Source organism: Salimicrobium jeotgali (genome assembly GCF_001685435.2).
Taxonomy (GTDB): Bacteria; Bacillota; Bacilli; order Bacillales; family Halobacillaceae; genus Salimicrobium; species Salimicrobium album.
The window spans coordinates 961,298-975,298 of record NZ_CP011361.2 but is presented as its reverse complement, the minus strand read 5'-3'; the positions used below and the strand labels follow the sequence as shown (position 1 = coordinate 975,298).

At 46.7% G+C, this 14,001-nt stretch carries 14 protein-coding genes and 3 other annotated features; of the genes, 1 reads left to right on the top strand and 13 read right to left on the bottom strand.

The window, feature by feature from the left end:
* Nucleotides 1–18: 18 nt before the first annotated feature.
* From pheT to AAV35_RS04830, 5 genes are all read right to left on the bottom strand, one after another.
* Nucleotides 19–2,445: a phenylalanine--tRNA ligase subunit beta gene (gene pheT, locus AAV35_RS04850; RefSeq protein ID WP_008588609.1), complete on the bottom strand. Its 2,427-nt coding sequence runs from the start codon at nucleotides 2,443–2,445 to the stop codon at nucleotides 19–21.
* 12 nt (nucleotides 2,446–2,457) lie between these two features.
* Nucleotides 2,458–3,492 (bottom strand): phenylalanine--tRNA ligase subunit alpha, encoded by a 1,035-nt coding sequence (gene pheS, locus AAV35_RS04845; protein WP_008588608.1) that lies wholly within the window; start codon nucleotides 3,490–3,492, stop codon nucleotides 2,458–2,460.
* Between the two features lie 41 nt (nucleotides 3,493–3,533).
* Nucleotides 3,534–3,744, bottom strand: a binding site (T-box leader).
* A 47-nt stretch (nucleotides 3,745–3,791) separates the two neighbouring features.
* Nucleotides 3,792–4,529, bottom strand: a complete 738-nt coding sequence (locus tag AAV35_RS04840; RefSeq protein ID WP_008588607.1) for a TrmH family RNA methyltransferase — start codon at nucleotides 4,527–4,529, stop codon at nucleotides 3,792–3,794.
* A 123-nt stretch (nucleotides 4,530–4,652) separates the two neighbouring features.
* Nucleotides 4,653–5,738, bottom strand: coding sequence for a M42 family metallopeptidase (locus tag AAV35_RS04835; protein ID WP_008588605.1), 1,086 nt, complete (start codon nucleotides 5,736–5,738; stop codon nucleotides 4,653–4,655).
* 67 nt (nucleotides 5,739–5,805) lie between these two features.
* Nucleotides 5,806–6,288 (bottom strand): dUTP diphosphatase, encoded by a 483-nt coding sequence (locus AAV35_RS04830; RefSeq protein WP_008588603.1) that lies wholly within the window; start codon nucleotides 6,286–6,288, stop codon nucleotides 5,806–5,808.
* Nucleotides 6,289–6,406: 118 nt separating this feature from the next.
* On the opposite strand from AAV35_RS04830, the gene AAV35_RS04825 reads away from it, so the two are divergent.
* Entirely contained in the window at nucleotides 6,407–6,805 is a 399-nt protein-coding gene (locus AAV35_RS04825; RefSeq protein ID WP_008588602.1) for a hypothetical protein, read from the top strand.
* 145 nt (nucleotides 6,806–6,950) lie between these two features.
* Here AAV35_RS04825 and rplT read toward each other — a convergent pair whose 3' ends face one another.
* The 8 genes from rplT to AAV35_RS04785 all read right to left on the bottom strand — a co-directional run bounded on the left by rplT (nucleotide 6,951) and on the right by AAV35_RS04785 (nucleotide 13,947).
* Entirely contained in the window at nucleotides 6,951–7,307 is a 357-nt protein-coding gene (rplT, locus tag AAV35_RS04820; RefSeq protein ID WP_008588601.1) for a 50S ribosomal protein L20, read from the bottom strand.
* A gap of 29 nt (nucleotides 7,308–7,336) precedes the next feature.
* Nucleotides 7,337–7,534 carry a 50S ribosomal protein L35 gene (gene rpmI / locus AAV35_RS04815; protein WP_008588599.1) on the bottom strand — a complete coding sequence of 66 codons (198 nt, stop codon included), beginning with the start codon at nucleotides 7,532–7,534 and terminating at the stop codon, nucleotides 7,337–7,339.
* 29 nt (nucleotides 7,535–7,563) lie between these two features.
* Entirely contained in the window at nucleotides 7,564–8,109 is a 546-nt protein-coding gene (gene infC, locus AAV35_RS04810; protein ID WP_179946310.1) for a translation initiation factor IF-3, read from the bottom strand.
* Nucleotides 8,110–8,152: 43 nt separating this feature from the next.
* Nucleotides 8,153–8,279 (bottom strand) — a sequence feature (ribosomal protein L20 leader region).
* Between the two features lie 103 nt (nucleotides 8,280–8,382).
* Complete coding sequence (gene thrS, locus AAV35_RS04805; RefSeq protein ID WP_008588595.1) at nucleotides 8,383–10,332, bottom strand: threonine--tRNA ligase; 1,950 nt, start codon at nucleotides 10,330–10,332, stop codon at nucleotides 8,383–8,385.
* Nucleotides 10,333–10,398: 66 nt separating this feature from the next.
* Nucleotides 10,399–10,618, bottom strand: a binding site (T-box leader).
* 51 nt (nucleotides 10,619–10,669) lie between these two features.
* Nucleotides 10,670–11,608, bottom strand: a complete 939-nt coding sequence (gene dnaI / locus AAV35_RS04800) for a primosomal protein DnaI (protein ID WP_008588593.1) — start codon at nucleotides 11,606–11,608, stop codon at nucleotides 10,670–10,672.
* 5 nt (nucleotides 11,609–11,613) lie between these two features.
* Nucleotides 11,614–12,960: a replication initiation and membrane attachment family protein gene (locus AAV35_RS04795; RefSeq protein WP_008588591.1), complete on the bottom strand. Its 1,347-nt coding sequence runs from the start codon at nucleotides 12,958–12,960 to the stop codon at nucleotides 11,614–11,616.
* A gap of 112 nt (nucleotides 12,961–13,072) precedes the next feature.
* A complete protein-coding gene (gene nrdR / locus AAV35_RS04790) occupies nucleotides 13,073–13,537 on the bottom strand; it encodes a transcriptional regulator NrdR (protein WP_040609205.1) in 465 nt (154 codons plus the stop codon).
* A 35-nt stretch (nucleotides 13,538–13,572) separates the two neighbouring features.
* Nucleotides 13,573–13,947: a hypothetical protein gene (locus AAV35_RS04785; protein ID WP_008588585.1), complete on the bottom strand. Its 375-nt coding sequence runs from the start codon at nucleotides 13,945–13,947 to the stop codon at nucleotides 13,573–13,575.
* Between the last annotated feature and the right edge of the window lie 54 nt (nucleotides 13,948–14,001).

The following is a 14,001-nucleotide window of genomic DNA, read 5'->3' as shown; positions in this document are numbered from 1 at the left end:
CTATTTTTATTCTGTTTTTTACTGCCTCAGTCTTGCATCGTGTTTTTCGGCAACGGCTTCCAATATTGCACCGTGTGCTTCTTCCACTTCTTTATCTTTTAATGTTCGTTCCGGATTTTGATAGAGCAGTCGGAAAGCAATCGATTTCTCTCCGGGATCAAGGTGTTCCCCCTGATATACGTCAAATACCCGCACCTGTTTAATGAGAGGAGCACCGGTTGTGAGGATAGTCTCTTCGATCTCACCAGCCGAGGTCTTTTCGTCTACTACAAGTGCAATATCCCTGGATACGGAAGGGAATTTAGGGATTTTTACAAACGTTTCCTCTCTTTCGTACAGATTCAGCAGCAGATCCATATTCAGATCGAAAACATACGTTTCTTTCAGGTCATGTGTTTTCTGGTAGCGGGGGTGCACCTGCCCCATGAAACCTATCGTCTTTCCGTTACAGATTACGAGAGCAGTCCGGCCCGGATGCATCCCCTGGACTTCTCCTTTCACATAAGTGAAAGAAAGACCAAGACGGCCCGCCATCTCTTCCACGATACCTTTGACTACGAAAAAGTCTGCCTCTTTCTTCTCCTGCTGCCACGGATTCGCAACCCATTCGCCGGAAACAGCCCCCGCTGCACGAAGAACTTCTTTCGGCTGCTGCACGTGCTCGTCTTCTCTGCTTATAAACACTTTCCCGAGTTCGTAGTACGCAAGATTCTGCTGCTGTCTTGCAGTATTATAACTGTGAGTCCTTAAAAGCTCCGGGAGAATACTCAGACGTAAGTGACTGTGGTCTTCACTCATCGGCATGGCCAGACGTATCGCCCCGTGCTGTTCATCTTTCAACTCAGGACTGATCATTTCTTCAGCCGATTTTTCATCTGTCAGTGAATAAGTGATCGTTTCACTTAACCCGGCCCCTTCAAGAAACGTTTTAACGTTTCTTTTCAGTCGCTGTTCTTCTGTAAGACCGCCTGCCTGGCCGGAATCTTCCGGGAGAGTGTAAGGTATATGATCGTACCCGTAAATACGTGCCGTCTCTTCCAGCATATCTTCAAATATCGAGATATCAAAACGGCGGGACGGAATCTGCACATCAAAGACGCCTTTCTTTTCTTCATACTCGAACTGCAGGCGTCGCAGAACGTTCTTCACATCCTGTACTTCCATTTTCGTGCCGAGCCGATCATTCAGCCTGGACGTCTCCATACGGATGACTGTTTCTTTGCGACTCAAGTGGTCTTCTTCAGCTATGCCTTTCAATATTGTCGCCCCGGCGTATTTCTGCAGCAATTCACACGCTCTTTCCCCGGCCTGAGCAACGCGGTTAACGTCCAGTCCCTTTTCAAAACGTACGCTGGATTCACTGCGTAACTCGTGGTCATTCGCACTTTGTCTCACTACCTGAGGGGCGAAGTATGCAGCTTCGAGAAGTAAATCAGTAGTACCTTCGTGCACTTCGGATTCTTTACCTCCCATAACCCCGGCTAGTGCGTGGGCTTTCTCTCCATTGGTGATGACAAGGTGATGAGGGGAAAGCGTCCGCATCTTGCCGTCCAGGGTCTCCAGAATCTCCCCCTCCTCGGCGTAGCGGGTAACAATCATATCACTGTTGAAACGGTCACGGTCGAAAGCGTGAAGTGGCTGCCCATACTCAAGGAGAACGTAGTTCGTGATATCCACTACGTTATTGACGGGTCTTGTTCCGGCAGCCATGAGACGATTTTTCAACCACAGCGGCGACTCTTTCACTTCAACATCCTGCACAACGAAAGCTCCGTAATACGGATTCGCTTCTTTATCTACAATCTTCACCGCTACGTCAGAGTCCGCTTTATCTTTCGCTTCCTCATAGGAAGGACGCTCGAGCGTATAATTCCGATCAAGTGCAGCCGCCGTTTCGTAAGCCATCCCCACCATGCTCAGGACATCGGCACGGTTCGGTGTCACGTCAAGTTCAAGTACAGAATCATCCAGGTTCAGAAGTTTCACTGCATCTTCTCCCGTTTCTGTATCCTCAGGAAAAACGAAGATGCCGTCTTTGAAAGCTTCCGGCACATCCTCTTCGTTCACTCCGAGTTCCTGAAGGGAACAGATCATTCCATTTGATTCTTCCCCGCGCAATTTCGTCTTTTTGATTTTGAAGTTGCCCGGGAGCACGGCTCCAGGCTTAGCTACAGCCACTTTCTGTCCTGCTTTTACGTTAGGGGCACCGCAGGCGATCTGAAGGGTCTCTTCTCCGGTGTCCACCTGACACAAAGAGAGTTTGTCCGCATCGGGATGCTGCTCACAGCTGATGATATTCCCGACAACCACCCCCTGCGGCAGCTCTTCCGGCTCCGAGATGCCGTCCACTTCAATCCCGGTTTTTGTTATAATTTCCGACAGTTCCTCTGTCGTATAGCCGCTGATATCTACGAGCTCTTTCAGCCAGTTCAATGAAATAAGCATATTAATTCCTCCTTACGCGTTATGATATTGTTTGAGAAAACGTACGTCGTTCGTATAAAAATGGCGTATGTCGTCAATTCCGTGCTTCAGCATTGCAATCCGTTCAGGGCCCATCCCGAAAGCGAATCCGGAATATTTTTCGGAATCGTACCCGGCCATTTCAAGAACGTTCGGATGCACCATACCTGCTCCGAGAATTTCTATCCAACCGGTTCCTTTACAGACGGAACACCCTTCTCCTCCGCAAACTTTACAGGAAATATCCATCTCTACGGAAGGTTCCGTAAAAGGGAAGAAACTCGGGCGCAGACGGATTCTCCGTTCTCTTCCGAACATTTTAGCCGCAAATTCCTGCAATACCCCTTTCAGATCGCTCATCCGAACGTTTTCGTCGACAAGCAGCCCCTCGATCTGGGTAAACTGGTGGGAATGCGTGGCATCGTCGTTATCTCTCCGGTACACTTTCCCCGGACATATCATTTTTACAGGTTCTTTTCCGTTTTTGGCATTCATCGTTCTTGCCTGTACCGGAGACGTATGCGTACGCATCAGCAACTCTTCGGTAATATAGAACGTATCCTGCATATCGCGGGCAGGATGGCCCTTAGGCAGATTTAATGCTTCGAAATTGTAGTAATCCGTTTCCACTTCCGGACCTTCTTTGATTTCAAAGCCCATCCCGATAAACAGATCTTCAATCTCCTCAATAATTGAAGTGAGAAGGTGCGGCCCGCCTACCTGGACCGGACGACCGGGGAGGGTAACGTCAATGTCTTCATTTTTCAGCTGTTCCTCAAGGGCTTCGTCTTCAAGTCTGGACTGTTTTTCCTCAATGGCATCGGCAATTCTTTCTCTTACTTCATTTGCTAGCTGACCTATTACCGGACGTTCTTCTTTAGGCAGTTTGCCCATCCCCCTGAGCACTTCCGTTATCGGCCCTTTTTTTCCTAAATATTCTACGCGAATATTCTTTAATTCGTCGACTGTTTCCGCCTGCTCTACTTTCAGCAGTGCCTCATGTTCGAGTTCCTGCAAACGTTCCTTCATTATCCATACCTCCTTATAAATACAAAAACCCCGCCCCCTGAAGAAGGGACGAGGTTCATGGTCGCGGTACCACCCTTGTTGACACAGTTGTGCCCACTTTGCGTAAGTTAACGGATCGTCATCCGGACACGGCTGTGTCAGCTCAAGAGTGAAATTTCAGCAGTCGCTGCGGCAGCAGCGTTTCCAGTCTGAGACGCTGCCTCCCTGTAACCGATATTGCGACTGTCTACTTTGCTCCGTCAAAGCTTTTACCTGTATAACTAATAAATAATTATAGGAAAATTGTAAAGTAAATGCAACTACTGATTCACCGCAAACATTAATATTCCCCCGGCCACAGCGACATTGAGCGATTCCGCTTCTCCGAATATCGGGATTTTCACTCTTTCGTCAGAAAGCCCGAGAAGCCCTTCCCCAACTCCATTCCCTTCATTACCGAGAAGAATCGCTACTTTATACGGCCGCTTCAATTCCGTGTAATTGCTGGCTCCCTGCAAGGCAGTCCCCCAAACGGTAACACCTCTGCTTTTAAGTACGGGAATCTCATCTTCCAGTGAAACTTCCATCACCTTCATGTTATGAAACATCGAGCCCTGGGTCGCACGTACGACTTTATCGTTAAAGCGATCTGCGCTCCCCCTGCCGATGAGTACTGCATCAAATCCCGCAGCATCTGCCGTCCGTATGAGCGTTCCGAGATTTCCGGGGTCCTGGATAGTGTCAAGGAGAAGAAAACGTGATCCCGTTTCCACTCCCTCTTCTTTTTTATACACGACTGCCATAATCCCCTGCGGTGTCTCTGTTTCCGTAATCTCCTTCATTACCGCTTCACTTACAAGTTCCTTATTCCCTTCATAAGAAAACGGCACGCGGGACTCTTCCTGAACTATAAGTTCCTTCACTTCCCAGTCACTATTAACTACTTCTTCCACAAGGTGATAGCCTTCCACGAGAAAAAGTCCATACTGATCTCTGTATTTCTTCTTATGGAGTTTCTTCCACTCTTTCACTTTTTGATTTTTGACGGATGTTATCATTGGTTATTCCTCACTCTTTCCTTACTCTTACCGGCCATCGTTCACCGGCCGATAGTCTTAATCCTCACCGCAAAAGTAACAGGACCTGCCCCTTGGAAATGGAGCGGGTCCTGTTCAGTATGATCAGTTGAACGTAATATTCTCGACAGTTTTATTATCAAGGTTTTTGATCACTTCTACAATAATACTTACTGCGTTTTCGAAATCATCCCGGTGCAGCATTGCAGCATGGGAATGGATATAACGGGTCGGTACTGTAATGGAGAGCGCCGGTACCCCATTATGACTCAAATGAATGGAACCTGAGTCCGTACCGCCTGCAGCCATGGAATCGAACTGATAAGGGATATTATTCTTATCTGCCGTATCAGTCACAAAATCCCGCAGCCCTTTATGCGAAATCATGGACGCGTCGTAAAGAATGATTTGAGGTCCTTCTCCCATTGAAGCCTGGGCATCTTTGTCCGTAACGCCAGGAGTATCACCGGCGATGCCGACGTCCACACCGAAAGCAATGTCAGGCTGGATCATATTGGCAGCTGTCTTCGCCCCTCTCAAGCCTACTTCTTCCTGGACTGTCCCTACACCGTAAACGATATTCGGGTGTTTTTCTTTTTTCAGGCGCTTCAATACTTCGATGGCTATTGCACAGCCGATCCGGTTGTCCCATGCTTTGGCAAGCAGCATTTTTTCGTTGTTCATCTGAGTGAATTCAAAATACGGGACAACGGAATCTCCAGGTTTCACTCCGAATTCAGCCGCTTCTTCCCTGGAGCCCGCACCGATATCGATAAACATATCTTTGATATCCACAGGTTTTTTACGCTGTTCTGCTGAAAGGATATGCGGGGGTTTCGAACCGATGACACCTGTAACATCGCCTTTTCCGGTCATGATTGTAACGCGCTGGGCCAGCATCACCTGACTCCACCAGCCTCCTACTGTCTGGAAGTAGACGAACCCGTTCTCGTCTACACGTGTTACCATAAACCCTACTTCATCGAGGTGACCGGCCACCATCACTTTAGGGCCTTTCTTATCTCCGCGTTTCTCAGCAATCAGACTTCCGAGGTTGTCTGTGTATACGCTGTCCGCGTAAGGCTTTATGTACTGCTCCATCACGTCGCGGGCTTCTCTCTCATTACCCGGGACTCCTCTTGCATTCGTAAGATCTTTAAGCATCGTAAGCGTTTCGTCTTTCTTCGCCATCTTATTACCTCCTTTGAATTACTCCCTGTACATTATAAACCGAAGTCGAAAAAATCACAAAAATAACTCAATACCCACGGTCCTGACGATCGTAATTTTCATCATTTTTTTCGAGATAGGCCTGCTTCATATCTTCTTCAGAAATGTTCAGCGCAGCAGCAAGAGTTACGTACGCATCAAAAAGATTTTGATAAGCCTGCTTCGTTTTTTTACGTTTCCATTCTCCCAAACGTTGGTATACCGTTAGAAAGGCCTCCGTCCGGGAGGTGACATCGGAAATTTCCGCTGACTCGACATAACTGTTCAACTCTATTCCAAGGGAGAGCAGAAAATGAAGCCCGTCCACGTACTCTTCCTTGATGGTTTCATGATCACTTTCAGGTTTATTACTCCAGAATTTGAAACATCTCGTCTCGTTTGCCAGTTCCCCAAGTTCCACGTAAAAAGCCAGAGTCTTATGATCGACGACCGACTCTTTTTCTACATTTTTATGCTGCTCGATGTACTTATCCAGCTGCCGCTGGTATTCATAAAGTTCTGCCCAGTGCATTTTTCTCCTCCTTATCGTTACGTCGGGTGAAAACAGCGCTATCATTTTAAGAAATAGTTGAAACTTCTGCCCCTGTTCTCCCGTATCTCTATTATAAGCCTACAAGGGGACGATTACTATGATGGTCATTTTATTCAGAATACTTTTATTGGCTGCACTCCTGTTTCTCGTCTATACAATGGTGCAGCTGGCCAAAGATCCGAAACGGCAATTTAATACGGCTGTGGAACACCGCAGTTTTTATTTCGAAGATAACGAAGACAATCCGAAGCGCAATTTCTTTATCACTTACAAAGGAGCTATCTTTGAGGGTGAGAAATATGTCGGGGCTACGGAAGAGTCTTTCGAAGTGGTTTCCATTACAGTTTCCGCAAAAGAACCGGACAGGCTGACGGGGATGGAACGGGAAGATCTTTATTTTCTGGAAAAAGAAATTCTGATCCGTTATCCTCACGCCTCCATCGAATGGAAATATCCGATGAAAACATTGTTGCAACGGCCGTTTGAAAAACAATAGAAAAACCTGCAGGAAGATATGCTCTTACTTTATCTTTTTTCGTACCCGTCCACCCGTTCTGAAGAAATAACACTTGTAAAACTCTATCTAAACAGAAAGCCATCTCCCAAACCAGGAAGATGGCTTTCTTACGTTCAAAACGCGTTTATTTAAGAGCTGTTTTAGCCTGATCTACAAGAGAAGTGAAGGCTGCTTCATCGTTAACTGCAAGATCGGCAAGCATTTTACGGTTCACTTCTACTCCTGCGAGTTTCAAACCGTGCATAAGACGACTGTAAGAAATGTCGTTCATGCGTGCTGCAGCGTTGATACGTGCAATCCACAGTTTACGGAAGTCACGTTTACGCTGACGACGGTCACGATACGCATACTGACCTGACTTCATTACCTGTTGTTTTGCTGTTTTAAATAGGGCGTGTTTCGAACCATAATAACCTTTAGCTAGCTTTAAGACACGTTTACGACGTTGACGTGTCACTGTTCCACCTTTAACGCGTGGCATAATAATCCCTCCTGATTGTGATACTTAAATTATTTTTTCGGAAGCATGTTCTTGATACGACGATAGTCTCCGTTAGATACGAGTGCATCTTTGCGCAATTTACGCTTCTGCTTTTGAGACTTATTGGCAAACAGGTGGCTCGTATACGCGTGGGAGCGTTTAACCTTCCCGTTACCTGTTTTCTTAAAGCGTTTCTGGGAGCCTTTATGAGTTCTCATTTTTGGCATATCCATTTCCTCCTTTAACTAGATGTCGGTTACTTGTTCTCGTTAAGTGGAGCAAGCATCATAAACATATTTCTGCCTTCCATCTTCGGCTTCGTTTCTACCTGCGCTATATCTTTACACTCATCAGCCATACGGTCAAGTACTTTTTGACCAAGCTCTTTGTGTGTGATGGCACGACCGCGGAAACGGATGGAAGCTTTCACTTTGTCCCCTTTGGAAAGGAACTTACGCGCGTTACGTAATTTCGTGTTGAAATCGTGTTCTTCGATACCCGGGCTCAGACGTACTTCTTTCAGTTTGATAGTCGTCTGTTTCTTACGGGCTTCTTTTTCTTTCTTCTGCTGTTCAAAGTGGTATTTCCCGTAATCCATGATCCGGCATACCGGTGGTTTCGCGTTAGGTGCAACCATAACGAGATCGAGTTCTGCATTCGCAGCAATGTCCAACGCTTCATTACGAGATTTGACACCAAGCTGATCGCCATTTACGTCTATGAGACGAACTTCTTTGGCACGAATCTTCTCATTAATTAACGTCTTATCGTTTTTGCTAATATCTAGCCACCTCCAAATTATATTCGGAAAATCATAACAAGATCTGTCATCGACAAGTTGTTGATTACACAAAAAAGTGCGGGTACATAACTGCACCCACACGTAGCCCTACTGAAAAGCAGGGAAATTGAACCTGCCAACTGCTCATTGAGCGTCGATCAGGTGAGAAGCGGGTGCTTCTTCTTGTCTCAGATCCGTTCATTCATTTACCTAATATATATTATCACCGAGTTCTTCCCTTGTCAAACCTTTATTTCATTTTGAAGGAGCAGGAATACCTGCCCCTCCCTCTCATTATTTCCGCAATAATTTCTGGTCTATTTCGTTTCGCACTTCTTCGATAAAAGTGGATACCTCTTTCGTTTCCGAATTCTGTTCTCCGTACCTGCGTACGTTCACAGCATCGGCTTCTATTTCTTTATCGCCTACGACGAGCTGGAACGGTATCTTTCCTGTCTGGGCCTCACGGATTTTATATCCGATTTTTTCGTTACGTTCATCTACGCTCACCCGGATTCCTGACTGGCGCAGACGATCTTCGAGCTGTTTGGCGTAATCCAGATGGACGTCCGCAGAGACCGGAATGATCCGCGCCTGTTCAGGGGCGAGCCACGTCGGGAACGCCCCCTTATATTCCTCGATGAGGAAAGCTACGAACCTCTCCATCGTGGAGACGACACCGCGGTGGATAACGACAGGACGGTGGTCTTTGCCATCTTCTCCGACGTACGTGAGATCGAACCGTTCCGGCAGGTGGAAATCAAGCTGGACCGTGGAGAGCGTCTCGTCTTTTCCGAGAGCCGTTTTCACCTGAACATCCAGTTTCGGACCGTAAAAAGCTGCTTCCCCGTCCGCTTCCACGTAATCAAGCTCCATTTCATCCATCGTTTCCTTCAGCATAGCCTGGGATTTATTCCACATCTCATCGTTATCTACGTATTTTTCCTTGTCCTCGGGATCACGATAGGATAGACGGAAATAATAGTCGTTCAGGCCGAAATCGTGATATACCTCGCTGACAAGTCTGACGACGCGTTTAAATTCATCTTTCAGCTGATCGGGGCGGGCGAAAATGTGAGCGTCATTAAGCGTCATAGCACGGACGCGCTGCAGACCTGCAAGGGCGCCGGACATTTCGTGCCGGTGCATCGTACCCAGTTCCGCGATACGGACAGGCAGGTTACGATAGCTGTAGTATTCATTTTTATAAACCATCATATGATGCGGGCAGTTCATCGGCCGCAGCACGAGATCCTCGTTGTCCATCTCCATCGTAGGGAACATATCCTCTTTGTAGTGATCCCAGTGTCCACTCTTTTTGTACAGATCCACGCTTCCAAGAACGGGAGTATAAACGTGATTGTACCCCAGTCTTTCCTCCAGGTCCACGATGTAGCGCTCAATTGTACGGCGGATCGTGGCGCCGTTTGGAAGCCAGAGTGGCAGCCCCTGTCCGACTTCCTGACTGACCGTGAAAATGCCGAGTTCCTTACCTAGTTTGCGGTGGTCCCTCTCTTTTGCCTCTTCTCTTAAACGAAGATATTCGTCAAGCTCCTCCTGTTTCTCAAAAGCTGTACCGTAAATACGCTGAAGCATTTTATTATCACTATCTCCCCGCCAGTATGCACCTGAGATGTTGAGCAGTTTAAAGATTTTAATTTTGCTTGTCTGCGGAACGTGCACACCGCGACAGAGATCGACGAACTCACCCTGCTGATAGAAACTGATCGTCTCTCCTTCAGGAATATCTTCTATAAGTTCTACTTTAAGGTCGTCCCCAAGTTCTTTATACTTCTGTATCGCTTCTTCCCGGCTGAGTTCAAATCGCTTCACTTCCAGATTCTCATCAACGATTTTCTGCATTTCTTTTTCAATTACCGGAAGATCCTCGGGAGTGATGGATGTATTCAGATCCATATCATAGTAGAAACCATCTTCGATCACAGGACCTACCCCGAGATTAATATCCTCGTCAAACACCCTCTTCACTGCCTGAGCCATAAGGTGGGCGGTCGAGTGTCTTAATACTTCCACCCCCTCCGGATTTTTATACGTTACGATTTCGATGGAGGCGTCCTTTTCGATCGGGCGCCGCAAATCGTACATTTCGCCGTCAAGTTTTACAGCAAGCGCCTGTTTTTTCAATCCGGGAGAAATAGAGTGAGCTATCTCCTCACCTGTTACACCCCGGTCGAAAGTTTTCTCGTTGCCATCCGGAAACTGGATACTTATCGATTCTGCCATCACTGCCACTCCTTCTGTATAATAATTTTCCCATAAATAAAATAACCCGCCCACAATTGCTTTCGCAAAAGGGGCGAGTTATCGACTCGCGGTTCCACCCATCATTCACGCCTTATTGAGGCGTCTTCATTATCCTTAACGCAGATATACGCCGACCGCTACTCACAGTTCACAGCCGGAGCTCCGAGGTGGTAATTGATAATCCTTCCGGGAGAAGCTTCCAGCCGCGACTTCTCTCTCTGAACCACAGGTACTTTACCAATCATGTCCTCTTCCAAGCTTTCATTTATCATTATGTCGTTATTATAGCCCTCTCCCACGGTTAAATCAAGCTTTCCTACCGATTTCTCCGGTTTGGACCGCTCACTTCCACCGGGTCGCTCAATTGACGGATCCTTTCAATGATCCTCGTCGCTTTCAAAGCACCCACTTCTCCTCTGTTCGTATGACCCATTACCTGTTCCAGTTCTTTAAGGGAGTAATTGGAAGTGAAGAAGACGGGAAGTCCTTCCATCATCCTGTGCTGAAGAATAGAGCCGAGTATTTCATCGCGGAACCAGGCGGATTGTGATTCCGCCCCGATATCATCCAGCATTAGAACGGGTACTTTTTTGAAAGCATCCACTTTACTTGCAATAGAATCATCTTTAATCGAAGCTTTCATTTCCCTCACGAATTCCGGCATGTAAATCACCATAGTCTCGATGTTGTGGTTACTGAGTTCATTCGCAAGAACTCCGAGAAAGTATGTTTTTCCTACACCGAACAGTCCATGGAAATACAGTCCTTTTTGTGGAAGTTTTTCCCCGAGCTGGTCCACGTAGGCTACAGTTTTCATTACTGCTTCGTTTCTCTCTTCGCTGCCGGTGAAATCCAGTTTTTCCAACGTCGCTTCATGCAGTTCTTTAGGCATGTACAAACTTTTGACGAGGGAACGCTGTTTTTCTTCTCTTTCTTTTTTTACCTGTCTCGGGCATTTGTCGTAAGCGATTTTCACTTCCTGTCCGTGAACTTCCGCACGGGGCACGTAGCCGGGCAAGATGTTAATGCACTCCGCGCGGGAAGGACACTTCTCACAGGCCAGCGACTGGTTCTGATATTCGTGAAGTTTAATCAGATTCTTCTCAGCCACCGTTCTCGTCAGCCCCTCTGTTTCTTCAATCAGTTTTTTGACTTCAGGGGCTTCGAGCACCTGCTGCCTTGCCTGATTCATGCGGTTTTTGAACGATTCGTTATCTCGCATCCATTTCTTCAAAGATTCCTGAATCGGCTCCACGTGGTTCACCTGCCTTTCCGTTTCTCGGTGATGCGTTGAATACGCTGGGCGATTTCTTCGCCGGAAGCTCCCTGCTCTTCCTTTTCCTCGTGACTCGGACGGGGCTCTTCCTTGTGTTTTTCCTGCTTGTACCAGGCAGGGAGAACTTCGGAACTGCGCTTTTTCTTCATCCCTTTGTCTTTACTCCACTCCTGATACTTTTTGTGTTCGGCTCTGGCCATATTCATAGCCTGTTCTACCGTTTTCACGTTTTTTCGTGCCCAATGACTCGCGATTTTTTCGAGATAAGGTTTTGAGAGTTTCATATCCGTCTTAAGCAGTACGTAGTGGATCAGTACGTTCATTACGCCTTTTGGAAGACCCTGTTCTGTCATAACGTTCCTGATCAGTTTCACGTCCTGGTCCGTTGCTTTGTTGCCATTCGACATGTCCTCGAGCAGTTCTTTTGGAGTAATGTTTTCAAGCATACTGATGAATTTCTCGTTTTTTGAAACAGGGGCGGTTTTCTCTTTCACCTGTTCTTCTTTTTTCTCTTCAGACTTTTCAGTAGCCGGTCCTGATGGAACGTCACGCTGGCCGAGATCGTGACAGGAAGCTTTCAACTCTTCTGTATCCAGCTCATTCTCCTCCGTAACCGACCACAGAACCGCCTTTTCCATATCCGTCGTACTTATATTATAGAGCACCGCCAGCTGATGTACGAGCCGGCTGTTTTCTTTTCCTAAAATTTTCCCGGCAGGAAGCATACGTTCCTGAAGGGCTTTCTCGATCCACTCAAGGTCTACGGCACTCTCCTGGAGAGCCACTCCCTGCTGCTGTACGGTCTCTTTCCCTGTATCTATACCCTCCGGAAGAGTGGCTGCCGGAGAAAAAACGTCACTGAACGAAGCGGTGACTTCCGTATACTCGTCCAGCTGCACAGAAGAGAACGAAAAAGCCTGCTTCAGCATATTGAATTTCTCCTCGCCTATTCTGTGAAGAAGCAGGAGGGAGAGCATATGGTCATTAAAAAACTGGAAAGCGGAGAAAGGAGGGATGAGATGGTACGCATAACTGATGCGATTTTCCTCTTCCTTCCTGAACGATTTCAGAAGACCGATCGCTTCAAGCTGAATTCTGGCTTCGTAGATCCTGTCGAGCGTCAGCCCTGTATAGGTCATCAGCGCATGATGGGTCCGTTCCCCTTCATACAGCCTGGCTTCTCCTTCCAAAAATTGAAACAACGTTACAGCCTCACGCCCTATAACGGGCTGATACAAATGAGTCAGCACCGTCGTTCTGTCTTCAAGACTAGGCGCACTTAAGGAAATATAACAATCTTTCGGGTTCAGTTTTCCGATTCCTTTATTCATTGAGCTCACTTCTTTCTGCCTGAGGAAACTGAAATTTCACCTGTGGTCTGATATTCCGGAAGTTACACATGTGAAGCTGCCCCCTGCTGAAAAAGAATGAGCCTGATGCGGCTCATTCTTTCTCTTCATGTTTAATCAGATCTTTCAATTCATCAATGAAAACGTTGATATCCTTGAATTGACGATAAACAGAGGCAAAGCGTACATATGCTACTTCATCGATTTCGGAAAGATTCTTCATAACCATCTCTCCGATTTCTTTACTGTTCACTTCAGACACTCCGCGATTACGGAGTTCCTTTTCGATGTCATGAGTCACTGCTTCCAGGTCTTCAACAGCTACCGGACGCTTCTCACAAGCCCTTATCAACCCTCTCATCAGTTTCTCACGGCTGAATTCCTCTCGCGTCCCCTCTTTTTTGACTACTATCAGTGGCACTTCTTCCACTCGTTCAAATGTAGTAAAGCGGAAATCGCAATTATCACATTCCCGGCGTCTTCTGATCGCATGCCCGTCTTCTATGGGACGGGAATCCAGCACTCTCGTATTTTTGTCACCACAGTTCGGGCATATCACCATTCATCATCTCCACTATTCAGAAGTATATGTATCTAAGTTTTTTCCACCACTGGTAATTTATCTTCCAGCTTTTCGTAAAACCGACTCACCAGTTTATGACTGTATCCGAAATCAAAAGGAAGAGCTGATTCTGTAGTCACTGAAAAATCGACAGCGCTCCTGTAGGGGCGGACCATGATAATCGTTACAACCACAAAAGCTTTCCTTCCATCCCTGTATTCCACCGTAAGTTCGCCGCGTTCTCTGGAAGAACCTTTTATTATTGATGGCGGCTGGAACATCTCTTCAACAATACTGAAAATTTCATCTTTATTCGCTTTATAGTATTTCGTCTGTAACGATGAATCCGGATGATGATCTCTCGTCTCGGCGTGATCGGAAAAATATTTTGACATAAAATTTTTCACTGAGTCTTCTCCTCATCACTGGGTTTTTATACATATCTCATTTTAACATGATTC

What these genes read in the sequence shown, in the direction of transcription:
- pheT (WP_008588609.1), bottom strand. Translation starts at nt 2,445, where the DNA reads ATGCTTATTTCATTGAACTGGCTGAAAGAGCTCGTAGATATCAGCGGC.
- pheS (WP_008588608.1), bottom strand. Translation starts at nt 3,492, where the DNA reads ATGAAGGAACGTTTGCAGGAACTCGAACATGAGGCACTGCTGAAAGTA.
- AAV35_RS04840 (WP_008588607.1), bottom strand. Translation starts at nt 4,529, where the DNA reads ATGATAACATCCGTCAAAAATCAAAAAGTGAAAGAGTGGAAGAAACTC.
- AAV35_RS04835 (WP_008588605.1), bottom strand. Translation starts at nt 5,738, where the DNA reads ATGGCGAAGAAAGACGAAACGCTTACGATGCTTAAAGATCTTACGAAT.
- AAV35_RS04830 (WP_008588603.1), bottom strand. Translation starts at nt 6,288, where the DNA reads ATGCACTGGGCAGAACTTTATGAATACCAGCGGCAGCTGGATAAGTAC.
- AAV35_RS04825 (WP_008588602.1), top strand. Translation starts at nt 6,407, where the DNA reads ATGATGGTCATTTTATTCAGAATACTTTTATTGGCTGCACTCCTGTTT.
- rplT (WP_008588601.1), bottom strand. Translation starts at nt 7,307, where the DNA reads ATGCCACGCGTTAAAGGTGGAACAGTGACACGTCAACGTCGTAAACGT.
- rpmI (WP_008588599.1), bottom strand. Translation starts at nt 7,534, where the DNA reads ATGCCAAAAATGAGAACTCATAAAGGCTCCCAGAAACGCTTTAAGAAA.
- thrS (WP_008588595.1), bottom strand. Translation starts at nt 10,332, where the DNA reads ATGGCAGAATCGATAAGTATCCAGTTTCCGGATGGCAACGAGAAAACT.
- AAV35_RS04795 (WP_008588591.1), bottom strand. Translation starts at nt 12,960, where the DNA reads ATGAATAAAGGAATCGGAAAACTGAACCCGAAAGATTGTTATATTTCC.